Source organism: Bradyrhizobium sp. 61 (assembly GCF_023073075.1).
GTDB lineage: Bacteria > Pseudomonadota > Alphaproteobacteria > Rhizobiales > Xanthobacteraceae > Bradyrhizobium > Bradyrhizobium barranii.
On the sequence record NZ_JADPIU010000035.1, the window covers coordinates 234,477 to 247,287 of the forward strand.

Annotated in this window: 16 protein-coding genes; 6 read left to right on the forward strand and 10 right to left on the reverse strand. The window is 63.1% G+C overall.

Going from position 1 to position 12,811, the window contains the following annotated elements; genetic code table 11:
• The first annotated feature begins 30 nt into the window (after positions 1-30).
• Positions 31-990 (forward strand): LysR family transcriptional regulator, encoded by a 960-nt coding sequence (locus tag IVB46_RS11515; RefSeq protein ID WP_063986358.1) that lies wholly within the window; start codon positions 31-33, stop codon positions 988-990.
• A 54-nt stretch (positions 991-1,044) separates the two neighbouring features.
• On the opposite strand, the gene IVB46_RS11520 is transcribed toward IVB46_RS11515, so the two are convergent.
• Together IVB46_RS11520 and IVB46_RS11525 are read right to left on the reverse strand one after the other, a co-directional pair.
• Entirely contained in the window at positions 1,045-2,472 is a 1,428-nt protein-coding gene (locus IVB46_RS11520) for a caspase family protein (RefSeq protein WP_247305516.1), read from the reverse strand.
• Positions 2,473-2,677: 205 nt separating this feature from the next.
• The gene (locus IVB46_RS11525) at positions 2,678-3,553 is read right to left on the reverse strand and encodes a DMT family transporter (protein WP_247305520.1); all 876 of its coding nucleotides are present in this window, start codon (positions 3,551-3,553) and stop codon (positions 2,678-2,680) included.
• 147 nt (positions 3,554-3,700) lie between these two features.
• Here IVB46_RS11525 and IVB46_RS11530 point away from each other — a divergent pair, with 147 nt between their 5' ends.
• Entirely contained in the window at positions 3,701-4,099 is a 399-nt protein-coding gene (locus IVB46_RS11530; RefSeq protein ID WP_071913733.1) for a RidA family protein, read from the forward strand.
• A gap of 59 nt (positions 4,100-4,158) precedes the next feature.
• On the opposite strand, the gene IVB46_RS11535 is transcribed toward IVB46_RS11530, so the two are convergent.
• From IVB46_RS11535 to IVB46_RS11545, 3 genes are all read right to left on the reverse strand, one after another.
• Positions 4,159-4,704 (reverse strand): hypothetical protein, encoded by a 546-nt coding sequence (locus tag IVB46_RS11535; RefSeq protein ID WP_247342742.1) that lies wholly within the window; start codon positions 4,702-4,704, stop codon positions 4,159-4,161.
• Positions 4,649-4,993, reverse strand: coding sequence for a hypothetical protein (locus tag IVB46_RS11540; RefSeq protein WP_014495138.1), 345 nt, complete (start codon positions 4,991-4,993; stop codon positions 4,649-4,651). Before IVB46_RS11540 ends, IVB46_RS11535 begins: the two co-directional genes overlap by 56 nt.
• Positions 4,994-5,201: 208 nt before the next feature.
• Positions 5,202-5,789, reverse strand: coding sequence for a formyltransferase family protein (locus IVB46_RS11545; protein WP_085404716.1), 588 nt, complete (start codon positions 5,787-5,789; stop codon positions 5,202-5,204).
• Positions 5,790-5,980: 191 nt separating this feature from the next.
• Between IVB46_RS11545 and IVB46_RS11550 the strand changes: the two genes are divergently transcribed.
• Together IVB46_RS11550 and IVB46_RS11555 are read left to right on the forward strand one after the other, a co-directional pair.
• A complete protein-coding gene (locus tag IVB46_RS11550; protein ID WP_247305523.1) occupies positions 5,981-6,265 on the forward strand; it encodes a hypothetical protein in 285 nt (94 codons plus the stop codon).
• A gap of 335 nt (positions 6,266-6,600) precedes the next feature.
• Entirely contained in the window at positions 6,601-6,834 is a 234-nt protein-coding gene (locus IVB46_RS11555; protein WP_166341191.1) for a hypothetical protein, read from the forward strand.
• 5 nt (positions 6,835-6,839) lie between these two features.
• Here the strand turns inward: IVB46_RS11555 and IVB46_RS11560 are convergent, their stop codons facing one another.
• On the reverse strand, positions 6,840-7,142 hold the full coding sequence (locus IVB46_RS11560) for a hypothetical protein (RefSeq protein WP_063983186.1): 303 nt from the start codon (positions 7,140-7,142) through the stop codon (positions 6,840-6,842).
• Positions 7,143-7,346: 204 nt separating this feature from the next.
• On the opposite strand from IVB46_RS11560, the gene IVB46_RS11565 reads away from it, so the two are divergent.
• Positions 7,347-7,562, forward strand: coding sequence for a hypothetical protein (locus tag IVB46_RS11565; protein WP_247305526.1), 216 nt, complete (start codon positions 7,347-7,349; stop codon positions 7,560-7,562).
• 6 nt (positions 7,563-7,568) lie between these two features.
• Here the strand turns inward: IVB46_RS11565 and IVB46_RS11570 are convergent, their stop codons facing one another.
• From IVB46_RS11570 to IVB46_RS11585, 4 genes are all read right to left on the reverse strand, one after another.
• Positions 7,569-9,614 (reverse strand): acetoacetate--CoA ligase, encoded by a 2,046-nt coding sequence (locus IVB46_RS11570; RefSeq protein WP_247305529.1) that lies wholly within the window; start codon positions 9,612-9,614, stop codon positions 7,569-7,571.
• Between the two features lie 773 nt (positions 9,615-10,387).
• A complete protein-coding gene (locus IVB46_RS11575) occupies positions 10,388-10,615 on the reverse strand; it encodes a hypothetical protein (RefSeq protein WP_063983188.1) in 228 nt (75 codons plus the stop codon).
• Between the two features lie 152 nt (positions 10,616-10,767).
• Positions 10,768-11,433, reverse strand: a complete 666-nt coding sequence (locus IVB46_RS11580; protein WP_247305532.1) for a hypothetical protein — start codon at positions 11,431-11,433, stop codon at positions 10,768-10,770.
• A gap of 4 nt (positions 11,434-11,437) precedes the next feature.
• Positions 11,438-11,827: a hypothetical protein gene (locus IVB46_RS11585; RefSeq protein WP_063983190.1), complete on the reverse strand. Its 390-nt coding sequence runs from the start codon at positions 11,825-11,827 to the stop codon at positions 11,438-11,440.
• 228 nt (positions 11,828-12,055) lie between these two features.
• Here IVB46_RS11585 and IVB46_RS11590 point away from each other — a divergent pair, with 228 nt between their 5' ends.
• Positions 12,056-12,781: an outer membrane protein gene (locus tag IVB46_RS11590; protein ID WP_247342747.1), complete on the forward strand. Its 726-nt coding sequence runs from the start codon at positions 12,056-12,058 to the stop codon at positions 12,779-12,781.
• The last annotated feature ends 30 nt before the right edge of the window (positions 12,782-12,811 follow it).

Consider the following 12,811-nt stretch of genomic DNA (forward strand, 5'->3'; position numbering starts at 1 on the left):
GTTAATATGACTTCTGCTTAAGTTGTGGATATGACGCCACCTGTTCCAGACTTGCGAAGCTTGCAGATTGTCGCTGCCGTCGCGGAGTCCGGCAGCATGCTTCAGGCGTCCCGTCAGTTCGGGATGACGCAATCAGCGGTTTCTCAGGCTGTGCGGCGGGCCGAGGCCTCGATCGGCGTCGCGTTCTTCAACCGTAGCCGGAGGCCGCTTACACTGACGCGGGCGGGCCGCATCCTTGCTGGCCGTGTTCGCGATCTGAATCGCGACTTTGACACGTTACTCAGCGCACTCCGGGACGCAGCGAAACTGCCTGAGCGTGTCGATCTGAGGCTCGGCCTCATCGACTCCTATGCCGCCACGGTCGGCGCACACCTCGTCAAGGAGCTTATGACGGGCGAGGTCGCACTGAGTCTGTCCGTTTGGTCGGGCCTTGCTCACTCGCATGCCGAGGCGCTGGTCCACCGAACGATCGACGCGGCGATCACATGCGATGCGATGGATGACCTGTATGATATCGAGCGCTTTCCGTTTTACCGCGAGCCAAATCTGCTGGTGGTGCCGCGCGGATTGGAAGCCGAATTTGCTGACCTTGATTTGCGGGAGATCCTGACCCGGCATCGCCTGGTCCGGTACAGCGAACGCTCCTATGCAGGCGCTCAGGTCGAGCGCCACCTGAGCCGTTTGGGCATTCGCCCACCGCGGGCCTTTGAGTTTGACACCTCGGACAGCCTGGTCGCCATGGTCGCCACCGGGATGGGCGTGGCGATCACCACGCCGCTGTGTCTGTTGCAGGGGCTCGCTCACGCTGGTCAAGTCAGCGCTCTCCCTCTGCCGGGCCCCGGATTTTTTCGTGAGCTGCTTCTGGTGACCCGCCGTGGCGATCTCTCATCACTGGCGCCGCGCATCGCGGAGATGGCTCGGACGAGCATTACGATGCAGGCGATGCCGCGGATCCGGACGCTCGTGCCTTGGTTCACCCAGGATTACTAGCAACGAAAAGCCCGGCGCGAGCCGGGCTTTTTATGTTTGCGATCTGGTCCCGCCTCAGCGGCGGAACATCCCGCCCATCATGCCGCCGACGACACCGCCGACGAAGGCTGCGCCGGCATCGCCGCCGCCGCTGTTGCGATGCTGAACCGGTGCGCCGCTCTGGGCCTGGGCCGGGGCAGCACGCCGGGCCGGCTTCGCGCTGTCGTCGCTCGCTGTGGCCGGCGCGGCCGCCACGATCTCGGACAGCAGGGCCTTGTGCTGGAGCTTGTTGAGGTAGCCGGTCGACGGATAACCGCGGGCGGCCTGCCAGCGCTTCAGCACCGAGCGGGTCTCGTCGGTGAAGGCACCGGTCACTTTGGTGTCGAAGCCGAGCCCGGTCAGGCGGCGCTGCACGTCGCGGCGCTGGCCCTTGTCGAGGCCAATCTGGTCCTCGGTGAGTTGGGTGGAGTCGTCGGTGAAGGTGGCGGGATCGATCCCGGAGTTCAGATTGCGGGTCGCCGTGGACGGGCCGCTCTTGATCGCCGCAAGCCGCGCCAGCGCCAGCGCCTTGAACTGGCCGTTCGGATAGGCCGAGAGATAGGCGTTGAGCTCTTCCGGCTTGTTGGATTCCTTGACCGAGCGCCAGTATTCGAGCTCGACACCGTCGGAGCTACTCGCTGCCGCCGGCACGTTTCCGGAAGCGGTCGGGGCTGCGTTGGCAACCTGCGTCTGCTGCGACGGGTTGAGATAGACCGCGCCGATCAGGTTGGTGTGGCCCCAGGGAAGCTGGCCCTTGCGGGTCTCTTCGTTGACCTGGGCGCGCACCGAGGTCATCGCCTGCTGGATCTCGACGCCGGGCTTGGTGATGTTGTCGATCAGCGCGCGGGTGAACGGGCTGTTGTTGCCCTCCTGGCCGTCGAGCGCGGTCTGGCCCGGGCCGGTGGCGAACGCGATCAGCGTGCCTTCGCCCGACTTCATCTCGGCAAGACCGCTCTGCACGTTGACGCTGCGCGTTGCCGAGTTCGACTTGATCTTGGCGGCGAACGGATTGTCGCGGCAGGCATCGAGGAAGACGAGCTTGACCTTGGCGTCGCCCATGGTCTGCTCGAGCGTCAGGTCGATATTGATGGCTGCGCCGAGCTTGACGTCCATCTCCGACTTGATGTCGGCGTCGACCGGCAGGAGGTAGTTGCTGCCGCTGACGGCGATGCCGTGGCCGGCGTAGTAGAACACTGCGACATCGGAGCCTTGCGCCTTGCGGCCGAAGTCCAGGAGCTTCTCCGTCATCTGGTCGCGGGTGAGGTTGGATCCTTCGATCACCTCGAAGCCGACATTGCGCAGGGTCGCCGCCATCGCCTTGGCGTCGATCGGCGGGTTCGGCAATTGTGCGACGTTCTTGTAGGAGCCGTTGCCGACGACGAAGGCGACACGGCGGTCGGCCTTCGCGGCACTGACCGACAGTGCCATGCACATCAGCGAAGCGAGCAGGGTGAGAGTGCGCATCTGAAATCCCCAACAGAATCGAATTGCAGGCAGCAACAAATTGGCAACGAACCTACACGAAGTGCCCGACTTCGCGCCACCAAAACGGCAGTACGTCGCATTCAACCCGCTGCTGTGTGGCCGAATGTGCACGATGGAATGCCCCTCCAACGTGATCCAAATCACACGGCCACTTCGTTTTTGTCGCGTGAGGCTGCGAGCGGGTTCACTGCGCGCGGGCGGGAACCGGGGCGGTCGGCTTCAGATTCAGGAGATTGCCGCACAGGATCAGCGTCGCGCCGAGCACGGTCCAGGCGTCGAGCCGCTCCGAATACAGCAGCCAGCCGACAGTCGCGGTGAGCGGCACCCGCAGGAAGTCCATCGGCACCACGATGGTTGCATCCGCGTAGCGGAGCGCGCTGGCGAGGCAATAGTGCGAGAATGTGCCGCAGACCCCGATGACGAAGAGCCATCCCCAGAGAGTGGTTGACGGCCAGGTCCAGACATAGAGCGTCGGCAGCAGGCCCACGACCATCTGCACGACGATCATCCAGAACAGGATCGACAATGCGCTCTCGGTCCGGGTCAGCGATTTCGCCAAGATCATGGAAATGCTGAAGCCGATCGCGGCCCCTAGTGCGATCAACTGGCCCGGATTGATCTCGCCGGTGGCGGGCCGCACGATCATGACGACGCCGACGATGCCGAGCGCGATGGCGGCGATCTTCCACACGGTCATGCGCTCGGACAGAAACGTCGCGGCCAGCACCGCAGTCCAGATCGGCATGGTGAATTCGATCGCGACGACCTGACCGATCCCGATCAGCGTCAGTGCATAGAACCAGCCGAGCTGCGCGAAATAATGGACCCCGTTGCGCGCGAGGTGCTGGGGCAGGCGTTTGGTCGCGACCGCCTTCAAACCGCCGGCCCGGTAGATGATCGGAAGCAGCAGCGTGAAGCCGATCACCGAGCGCACTTCCATGATCTGGAAGACGTTCAGCTCGCGCGTAGTCTCGCGGCCGGCAACCGCCATGACCAGCATCAGCGCCAGCCAGCCGGCCATCCACAGTGCAGCCATCGTTTTGGACGGTGTCGCGGTCATCGTTGCTGGTGCGGGCGATCGAGCCTGAGGGGAGGGCCGGTATCGGCGACATCGCCGGCGTTTGCAACGGCCAAAACTGCGGATGCAGCGATGCAGGGCGGCGTGCTAAGGCATCATTGAACAACAAGAAAAGGGAGATCTTCGCTCATGCAAATCTTGCAGCCGGCTGAATGGAAGAAACCGCGGGGCTTTTCTCACGGCGTGGTGGCCGAAGGGCCTGGCCGCTGGGTGGTGCTGGCCGGGCAGACCGGCGGCGACGAGACCGGCAATTACGCGCCTGACATGGCGGCGCAGGTCGCAACCGCGCTGAAGCGGATCATCAAGCTCCTTGGCGAGGCCGGAGCCGGTCCGGAGCACATCGTCCGCCTGACCTGGTACCTGACCAGCCGCAGCGAATATGAGGCCGCGGGCGCCGGCATCGGCGCGGCCTGGAAGGAAACGCTGGGGCGCAATTTTCCGCCCTCGACGCTGCTCTACATCGGCGGTCTCGTGGACGAGCGCGCCAAGGTCGAAATCGAGGTCACGGCGTTCGTGCCGAACGTATAAAACGGATAAAAAAAGCCCCGGCGGAATCACCGGGGCTTTTGGCTTGAACGCGGTCCGCCTTAGCGCGACAGCGAGATGTTGGCGCCGCGGAACTGGCTGTCCGCGCGCATCGTGACGCTCTGCTTGTTGCCGGACGTCTTCAGCGAGATGTTGGCGTTGAAGCCGGCGGTTGAGGCGACCAGCTCGTAGTTTCCGCCGGCACCGCGGCCCTGGAGCGAGCCGGAGATGTTGCGGCTGGCCTCGGACCAGCTGCCGCCAATAGTGCCGCCTTCAGCCCTGACGTTGGCGCCGAGATTGAACTTGTAGGCGTCGCTGGCGCAGGTCAGCGACATCTCCATCGTCGGTCCGATCGGGGCGTATCTGGCCCGGCAGCGGATCCGCTCGGTCGAGCCGTCATCGAGCGTGACGGTGCCGGCACCGCTCCAGCTCCCCGCCAGCGGGGCGAACGGGCCGGACTGGGCCTGGCTCTCAAAGTTGGCGATCCCCGCCGCAAACAAAACGGCGGCCGCGATCAGCAGCCGCCGGCTCACGACGCTGATCCCGAATTTCTTACTGGCGCGATGCTTCCCACCGCCCACTGCACGGTATGCCTGCAGATGCTCCATTCCACTTCCCCGATCCGGCGTTGCCGCTGAGTTGACCGTTGGCATATGCACCATTGATCGAAACTTTCACAAGTCCCCCGCTGCCGATGGTGCCGGAAACGTTAGCGCCGGGCGCGGTGATCTTGCCGTCGGCAACCGTCAGCATGGAGCTCGCGGTCGGCTCGCAGGTACCGCTCTTGGTCACGATGGTGACATGCCAGTTGCCGTCATAGGGGGTCTGGGCGAAAGCGGGAGCGGCGAGGGTGATAACTGAAGCGGCACAGAATGCCGTAATGCGACCAAAACGCATGAATTCCGTCCTTGAATCTGTCTGATATGCTGACGCTTATTCGGCCCAAATGTGACGGAAATTTGTTGCATTGCCAAAGCGAAAATTGTTCCAGTGGAAACAATAGTTTATTTGTGTTTCCGGCTCCAATTTTCGAAGCAGAATCAACGCGCCTTCACGTTAAGGGTAAACGTCAGGAGAGACTCAGGGGAAGGACTGCGGAAGGGACTCAGGAAAGACTTGGTGCCAAGGTCGCGAACTGCTCGTCCTGAACCTTGGAGGGCAGCGCCTTGTGGACCTTGACGTAGTCGATCACGTCGGCCAGCAGCTTGAGGCCGAGCGGAGCGAGCGCGCGCTCCCAGAGTTCGCGAGCCGTCTCGCCCTTCTTGACGAAGCACCAGTCCTGGGCGGCGATGGCGCCGGCGTCCATGCGGTCGGCAAGATGATAGATCGTGCCGCCGGCGATCGGATCGCCTTCCTTGATGGTCCATTCCACAGCGGCTTTGCCCCGATGACGCGGCAGCAGCGAGGGATGATAGCCGATCCCGCCGTACTTCGCGGCGGCCAGGGCGTCCTTGCCGATCCGGGCGTGGCTGTGGGCGGTGATGATCAGGTCGGTGTCGGGGCCGATTTCGGAGGCGACCACCAGCTTCGGATTGGCCTGGACCGTCACCTCGATGCCAGCCGCCTTGGCGCTCGCCGCGAGGCGATCCTCGGCGTCGGCCACGACGACCCGCACGATCGGGACGCCGTGCTCCCGGAGCATGTTCAGGGTGGTCACGCCGAAATGGCGGGAGCCGACGAGGGTAATGCGCATGGGTGTCCGATCCGTCTCGCAACTGCGTCATCCCCCGATAACACGTCGGTGCGTCCTGTCACCAGCCGCGGGCGGTTTGTGCCGGTTATCAACAATGCACCGGGCGCGGGGGCGCGACGGGCTCCGCGATTGCGCAGCTGGCTGTTCCGGTGCTTCCATGCGCGTATGGCACCGTAATCAGGAGCGAGCGCATGCGAAGAGCGTGGTTTTTCCTTCTCGCGGCACTGAGCGTGGCCACGCCCGCGCGCGCCGGCGGCCCGTACCCGGCGGTCCCGCCCGAGGTCGGGGTGGCGCCGTTCATCGGTCCGACGTGGGATGCCTATCGTTGCGCCGAAGGGCCGGTCTATAATTTCTACCACGGCGCCTATTACGGCGAGGAGCCGCCCGCACTCTATCGCGGTTACGCCTACAGGCCGTACTACCGCTACAGCGCCTACCGCAGGCTGCCGCGCAAGTATTTTTGCGTCACGGACTAGCGTTGCCGGGCGGCCACATCGACAGCAAATGATGTATCCGCCGGTTCCTCTGTTTCATTTCTAACATAAGCAGCCCCCGTGTGCCGCTAGAATGCGCCAACCGGGGCTGGCCAAATTTGATTCCGAATCCGTTTTCGAACCCGGCTTTGGCCGCTGGCGAGTGATCGCCAGCGGCTTTTCATGCCGGCGCCATCACGAAATCATCAAACGGTAACGCGTTCTCAACCTGCCTGTCGTATCGACGAATCCGTCGCGGATTTGTATTGCGTACCGCGACACCAAAAATGTCCCGCCGGCGTGGGTGCGCCGCGGGCTTTTTTGCCGGGACCGATTTCATGCCGAGCGCAATTGAGCAGATCGTGGACGCCTATGTGCGGCTGAAGAACCGCCGTGGGCTGGACGAGCTGATGATGCATAGGCAGCGGCTCGCGGTCGATCTGAAGAGCAGGTCCGGCTATGACTTCAGCCTGCCGATCGGCAAGATCGACGAGGAGATCGCGATCATCGAGGAGGGGCTCAGCCGGCTGAAGGCCCAGTCCGCGGATCCCCGCGGGATACGTCCGATCTGACGCGCTCAGTCGCGCCGGCCACCGTCGATGACGGTGAACAGCGGCCGTGCCTGGGTCGGCTCGACCAGAAGTTCCTCCACCAGCGCGGTAGCCGCATCGACATACTTGCGCGTCGGTTTGTCGAGCTCACGTTTGGCCTCGTCGTCGAGCGCGACCTTTGCGGCCTCGACCAGCTTGCGCATGCGCGCCGCATGGTCGTCGCCCGCCGTCAGCGTCGCGCGCGCCAGCGAGCGCAGCACGAACAGCTCGCCTTCGAGGCGGAGCAGGCGGTCGTTGAGCCTGGAGAGGACTGCGTTGAGATCGGCCATAGCTGCTGTTCGTCGCGGAGGATCCATCCTGATCTAGCGGCGATCGGTGAACGGAATCCAAACGCCATTGGCGCAATTGGGTTGATCTCCGGCGTCTCCCGGCAGCAGCGATGCCGCCGATGTGAGACATCGTGACGGTGCGATGCGTCGTCCCAGCGTGGTTCCCGCACCACATGGAGCTCCGGGTGGACGTCTGGAGCACGTATGATGCGGTCTATCCTGGCTTTGGTCCTCCTGATTGCAACATGCGCGTCGGCGGCTGCCGCGCCGGCGCATCATGCCCGCCCGCGCCATCACGTCGCCGTCCATCTGCCCGAGGACGCGCCGGTCCCGCCCGGCTGGTACAAATTTCCCGGGTGGCCGCCGATCCCGCCATCGGAGAACAGGAATCTCGATCCCTCCAATTTCGGCGGCGGTTGATCGAAGCTACGCCGCGGTTCGGGCGAGATAATCGCGGGCGAAGGCGAGATACCAGTCGAGGCAGGCGGGATTGGCCATCGCCTCCTTGTTGATCACCTTTTCGACGGGCTGGCCGAGCAGCAGCTTCTTGATCGGCAGCTCCTGCTTCTTGCCCGAGAGCGTGCGCGGGATCTCGGCGACGGCAAAGATCTCGTTCGGCAGGAATCGCCGGGACAGGCCGGCCTCGATCGCCTTGTTGATCCTGGCCTGCATCGCAGCGTCGAAGGCTGTGCCCTCGCGCAGCACCACGAACAGCGGCATGTAGCTGTCGCGGCCGAGATATTCGAGGTCGACGACGAGGCTATCCAGCACCTCCGGCAGCGCTTCGATCGCGGAATAGAGCTCGCTCGTGCCCATGCGCAGGCCGTGCCGGTTGATGGTCGCATCGCTGCGGCCATAGATGATGCAGGAGCCGTCCGGATTGACCTTGAGCCAGTCGCCGTGCCGCCACACCGGCCCGCGGCCGCTGCCGTCGAAATTGTCCGGATAGGTCTCGAAATAGCTGGCGCGATAGCGCGCATCGCCCTTGTCGTTCCAGAAACGGAGCGGCATCGAGGGCATCGGCTCGGTACAGACGAGCTCGCCGACCTCGTCGATGACGGCGCGGCCCTGCTCGCTGAAGGCTTCGACCGCCGCGCCGAGCAGGCGGCACTGCATCGCGCCCGGGGTCTGCGGCAATTCGCGGTTGCCGCCGATGAAGGCGCCGGCGAAATCGGTGCCGCCGGAGATGTTCGCCCACCAGATGTCGGCCTGCGCCTTGCTGCCGTTGATTTTCGACAACGCCGCGAAGCGATCGTTGAACCAGGCTTGCGTATCGGCGCTGAGCGGCGAGCCGGTCGAGCCGAGGCAACGCAGCCGCGACAGGTCGCCGGCCGCAGTGAGATCGATCTCGGCCTTGGCGCAATTGGCGAAGAACGCAGCTCCGGCGCCGAAGAAGGTCGCTTTCGACTGTGCCACGAACCGCCACAGCGTGGTCCAGTCCGGCTTGTCCTTGGTGCCGCCCGGGCTGCCGTCGAAGATGCAGCAGGTGGTGCCGCTGAGCAGGCCGCCGACCTGCGAATTCCACATGATCCAGCCGGTCGAAGAGTACCAGTGATAGCGCTCGCCGAACGAGTTCTCGTGGTAGGAGCAGCCGAGGTCGTTGTGCAGGCCCAGCAGCGCCAGCACCACGATGACGATTCCGCCATGGCCGTGCACGATCGGTTTCGGCAGGCCGGTGGTGCCGCTGGAATAGACGATCCAGAGCGGATGATCGAACGGCAGCCAAGCCGGCTCGAACGCGTCGATCGCGGCGCCTGTCCTTGCGACGATGTCGGCGAGCAGGGCGTCCGGCGCTGCGGGCGCGGCCTCGCTGTGCAGGATGACGTGCTCGACGGTCGGCAGCGATCGCCGCAGCTCCGCGACGACGTCTTTGCGATCATGCCGGCGGCCGGCATAGGTGACACCATCGCAGGCGATCAGCACCTTCGGCTCGATCTGCTTGAAGCGGTCGATCACGGCGGGCGCAGCCATATCGGGCGCACAGACGCTCCAGACCGCGCCGATGCTGGCGCTCGCCAGAAACGCGATGATGGTTTCGGGGATGTTGGGCAGGTAGGCCGCGATCCGGTCGCCGGGCTTGATGCCCTTCTCCTTCAGATGCAGCGCGAGCGCCGCCGCCTTGCGCCGCAGCTCCGGCCAGCTCGTTTCGTTGAGCTTGCCGTCCTCGCCGCTACTGACGATCGCGGGCAGGCCGGCGGCGTCGGCGGCCTCGACATGCCGGAACACCTGCCGCGCATAGTTGACCTGCGCGCCGGGAAACCACACCGCGCCCGGCATCTTGCGCTCGGTGATCACGGCCGCAAACGGCGTCGGCGATTGCAGATCGTAATAGTCCCAGATGCTGCGCCAGAAGCCGTCGAGATCGCGCACCGACCACTGCCGCATCTCCTCGTAATTCGCGAAGGAAAGGCCACGCTGCTCGGCGAGCCAGTTGCGGTAGAGGGCGATCTGGGGAACGAAGGGTGCGGTCATTGCGTGTCGGATTCTGTTGCGGGGAGGGGAGTCTAACCGGTGTCGCGGCTGGGCAGAAGCGTCAGTTCCTCATCCCTGCGTCACGGCAAAGCGCTCGCCGCCGATCCCGGCCTGATGCCGCGCGGCCGGCGCTGAAGCTGGCGTTCAAACGCCCTCAAAGCAAAAGCTGAAAAACAACCCCATGCACAGTAGCGGGGGTATTGAATGCATTCGTCATTTTCAGTTGGTGCCAAGCAGGTCCTTTTCGGACTTGTCCAACGCGAACAGCCTACCGATATCTCGATGGCGCGACGCATCGCCTCGTCCGGATTTGACACGTCGGGCAAAACACTGGCAGAGTGGCATCATCGGAAATTCGTAACACCCGCGCGGGGAAACCTGCCGCGGGTTTTTTTTATGTCGTAGCAGTTGCCATGATCAAAGGATCGCTATTGTTCCGCACAACGGCAGGGCTGACAATCGCAGTGGGAATTTTGCGTGAAGTGTTTTGCCCGACGTCGGGCAAGGTGTCACTGCGAACTCCGTCGATGCATTGTGCGTCGTTGCTTCAACATCGTCATTGCGAGCGCAGTGAAGCAATCCAGAATCCCTCCGCGGAGGCGCTCTGGATTGCTTCGTCGCAAGAGCTCCTCGCAATGACGGCGAGAGTGGCGATGGGGTTTCGTAGCCCGGATGGAGCGAAGCGGAATCCGGGGTTCGCGCAATAGAGCGACACTGGTCCCGGATTTCGCTGCGCTCCATCCAGGCGACGGCAGTGAGAACCTTGCCTCGGCCTACCAACCCACTCCCGCCCATCGTCTCCCGAACACCGGCGGCTTGGTCTTCACCGCCGACCAGCCGAAGAAGTGATGCTTCCCCGACCAGGAGTGCACCACGCCACTGCAGATGCTGCATTTGAAGTGGCCCGAATGCGGCTCGGCGTGCTCTTCCCGTGTCGCAATGTAGTTCATGCTGCAACCGGGGCAGGTGAATTCTTCGATCGTCCAGATGCTGTTGGCCATTGCACCGCAATCACAGGTTAGGTCACGCTGACCAGCGTAGGATTCAGCATTTGCTTCGAAGTAAACCGAATGACGCAAAATCCGTTAATTCCGATTAGCCAAGTTGGCGACGTGCCGTCTGCCGCGGAAATAGGACTGGCACGATGGCAAGGCTATTTGCAGTTGATCGCGAGCGGGCCGCCAGTTGGTGAGTTCGGCGGCGGTTTTAGCTCTTGGTTTCCTGCCGTTTTTAGGCGCAGTTCGGTCCATGTTCCGTCGATCATGAGGGGGCCCGCTGGCAGCGCGGACTGTGGAGTGCCGGGGATCGTGAGGCTCAGTCCCGGTGTTTGTGTACTGTGCGCCGAAAGTCCTAGCCCGATCAGCAAGGCTAGAAGAGCAAAAACCCCCGTTAGAGACTGCACGTTCAAGCGTTTCGAGACGGGGAGCGTTGACCATGCGGTTTCGGTTGGGAACGTTCGTCCGTCGGCACGCTTATAGACCCCGCTGATTGCAGAGAGGCCGGCGCTCATGCTGATGAACAAGAGGATCACGCTGAAGGTGAAGAAGGCGACGGTCCAAGACAGCCACGGAACGCCATTAGAGCGCGTGAACTGAAGCAATGTCCCTGAAGCAACCAGAAGCGCGACAGCAATTGTGAGAAGCGTCTTAGCGGTCTCGACCGCCAGCTTCGTCGCTTCCTTCTTGTCGTCCGAACTTCGGCCGCCAAGGCGAGCCTTCGCCTCCGATAGAAAGGCATCTTGCGTCGTGGCGTCGGGCCAAATCGTCGCTTTGTTGGCCTCCAAATGTGCAATTGCAGTCAGAGGATCGAAAGCTGGCATGGCGTCACCCCCACAAAAGATAAGTCGAGATGGTACCCCAGGCTGCGTCGATCGCTTTGATGACGTCGTGGGAAGATGCAAGTGACTCGCGCTTGTTGTTGTTCGTTGTTTTCACCAACTCATAGAAGCTATCCATCACCTGGGCATCCAGGTTCTGTGCTGTGAGAACGACGGTGCTATTTGGAGACGAGAGATTCCCCTGGCTCAATCGATCCTGGTAGGGTTGAACGATCATCTGGTCGAAAAGCGACAGCACGCAGAGCAAAGCGTCAGATCGAAATGTGGACATTTGGTTTTGCAGTAGGGCGGCTTTGATTTGATCGAGAACAGCTATGTTCCTCGTGTCGTAATTCATGAACAATTTGAAGTATGACTGCGCGAGTAAAGGATCCACGGCATCCTCCCCTTTGGAAATGTCCGAGTATAATATTTACCTTTAGTTGTATCAATGGCGTCTATCCCGCGCGAAGGCCTGGCCCCCAGTGGAGCCGGTTAAGCTTGCGACGAGCGCCCGTCAGTCCAAGTCGCGCCGCCGGTCGGTCCAAGCGCCCCCTTGATCGGACAGCTAGATTTCACCCCATCGCCCTGGTCGAGCAGGGCAAGAGTCATTGGGGGTGAGATGATGAGCAAGAAACTGATTTTGACGGCTGCGCTGTTGTCGCTGGCAACGCCGGCCTTTGCGGCCGACATCATCGAACCTGCGCCGGTGGTGAAGGCGCCGATCGTGCCGGCTCCGATCTTCACCTGGACCGGCTTCTATATCGGCGCGCATGGCGGCGGCGCTTGGAGCAAATGGACCGGCATCGACCCGACCGATCCGACCGCGACCTGGAGCTCGGTCACGGCCAGCGGCGGCATCGTCGGGGGCCAGATCGGCGGCAACTACCAGATCAGCAATTTCGTGATCGGCCTCGAAGGCACCGGCGCCTGGTCCAGCGTCACACTCAATGCCGGCGGCCCGTTCGGTGGCGGTGCCGGCTTCAACCTGTCGCTGAAGAACGACTACATCGCCACGGTCGCCGGCCGTTTCGGCGTCGCCTTCGACCGCGTGCTGCTCTACGCCAAGGGTGGCGCGGCCTTCACCCGCGACAAGTATAGCGTCAACAACGGCCTTGCCGGCCCGCTCGCCGGTTCCGCCTCGGGCAGCTTCAATCGCACCGGCTGGCTTGCCGGCGGCGGCATCGAGTGGATGTTCATGCCGAACTGGTCGGTGCGGGCCGAGTACAACTATATGGGCTTCGGCACGATCACCGAGCAGCCGGTGACGACAGGCAATCTGGTGGCGACTCCAGCCAATGTGAAGCTGAACATCCAGACCGCCACGGTGGGCGTGAACTACCACTTCTGAGCGGACGGAGCGCCACCGCTCGGCCGACTG

What these genes read in the sequence shown, in the direction of transcription:
- IVB46_RS11515 (WP_063986358.1), top strand. Translation starts at nt 31, where the DNA reads ATGACGCCACCTGTTCCAGACTTGCGAAGCTTGCAGATTGTCGCTGCC.
- IVB46_RS11520 (WP_247305516.1), bottom strand. Translation starts at nt 2,472, where the DNA reads ATGCGCACTCTCACCCTGCTCGCTTCGCTGATGTGCATGGCACTGTCG.
- IVB46_RS11545 (WP_085404716.1), bottom strand. Translation starts at nt 5,789, where the DNA reads ATGCGCATTACCCTCGTCGGCTCCCGCCATTTCGGCGTGACCACCCTG.
- IVB46_RS11575 (WP_063983188.1), bottom strand. Translation starts at nt 10,615, where the DNA reads ATGGCCAACAGCATCTGGACGATCGAAGAATTCACCTGCCCCGGTTGC.
- IVB46_RS11525 (WP_247305520.1), bottom strand. Translation starts at nt 3,553, where the DNA reads ATGACCGCGACACCGTCCAAAACGATGGCTGCACTGTGGATGGCCGGC.
- IVB46_RS11580 (WP_247305532.1), bottom strand. Translation starts at nt 11,433, where the DNA reads ATGCCAGCTTTCGATCCTCTGACTGCAATTGCACATTTGGAGGCCAAC.
- IVB46_RS11590 (WP_247342747.1), top strand. Translation starts at nt 12,056, where the DNA reads ATGAGCAAGAAACTGATTTTGACGGCTGCGCTGTTGTCGCTGGCAACG.
- IVB46_RS11555 (WP_166341191.1), top strand. Translation starts at nt 6,601, where the DNA reads ATGCCGAGCGCAATTGAGCAGATCGTGGACGCCTATGTGCGGCTGAAG.
- IVB46_RS11540 (WP_014495138.1), bottom strand. Translation starts at nt 4,993, where the DNA reads ATGCGTTTTGGTCGCATTACGGCATTCTGTGCCGCTTCAGTTATCACC.
- IVB46_RS11560 (WP_063983186.1), bottom strand. Translation starts at nt 7,142, where the DNA reads ATGGCCGATCTCAACGCAGTCCTCTCCAGGCTCAACGACCGCCTGCTC.
- IVB46_RS11565 (WP_247305526.1), top strand. Translation starts at nt 7,347, where the DNA reads ATGATGCGGTCTATCCTGGCTTTGGTCCTCCTGATTGCAACATGCGCG.
- IVB46_RS11570 (WP_247305529.1), bottom strand. Translation starts at nt 9,614, where the DNA reads ATGACCGCACCCTTCGTTCCCCAGATCGCCCTCTACCGCAACTGGCTC.
- IVB46_RS11535 (WP_247342742.1), bottom strand. Translation starts at nt 4,704, where the DNA reads ATGGAGCATCTGCAGGCATACCGTGCAGTGGGCGGTGGGAAGCATCGC.
- IVB46_RS11530 (WP_071913733.1), top strand. Translation starts at nt 3,701, where the DNA reads ATGCAAATCTTGCAGCCGGCTGAATGGAAGAAACCGCGGGGCTTTTCT.
- IVB46_RS11550 (WP_247305523.1), top strand. Translation starts at nt 5,981, where the DNA reads ATGCGAAGAGCGTGGTTTTTCCTTCTCGCGGCACTGAGCGTGGCCACG.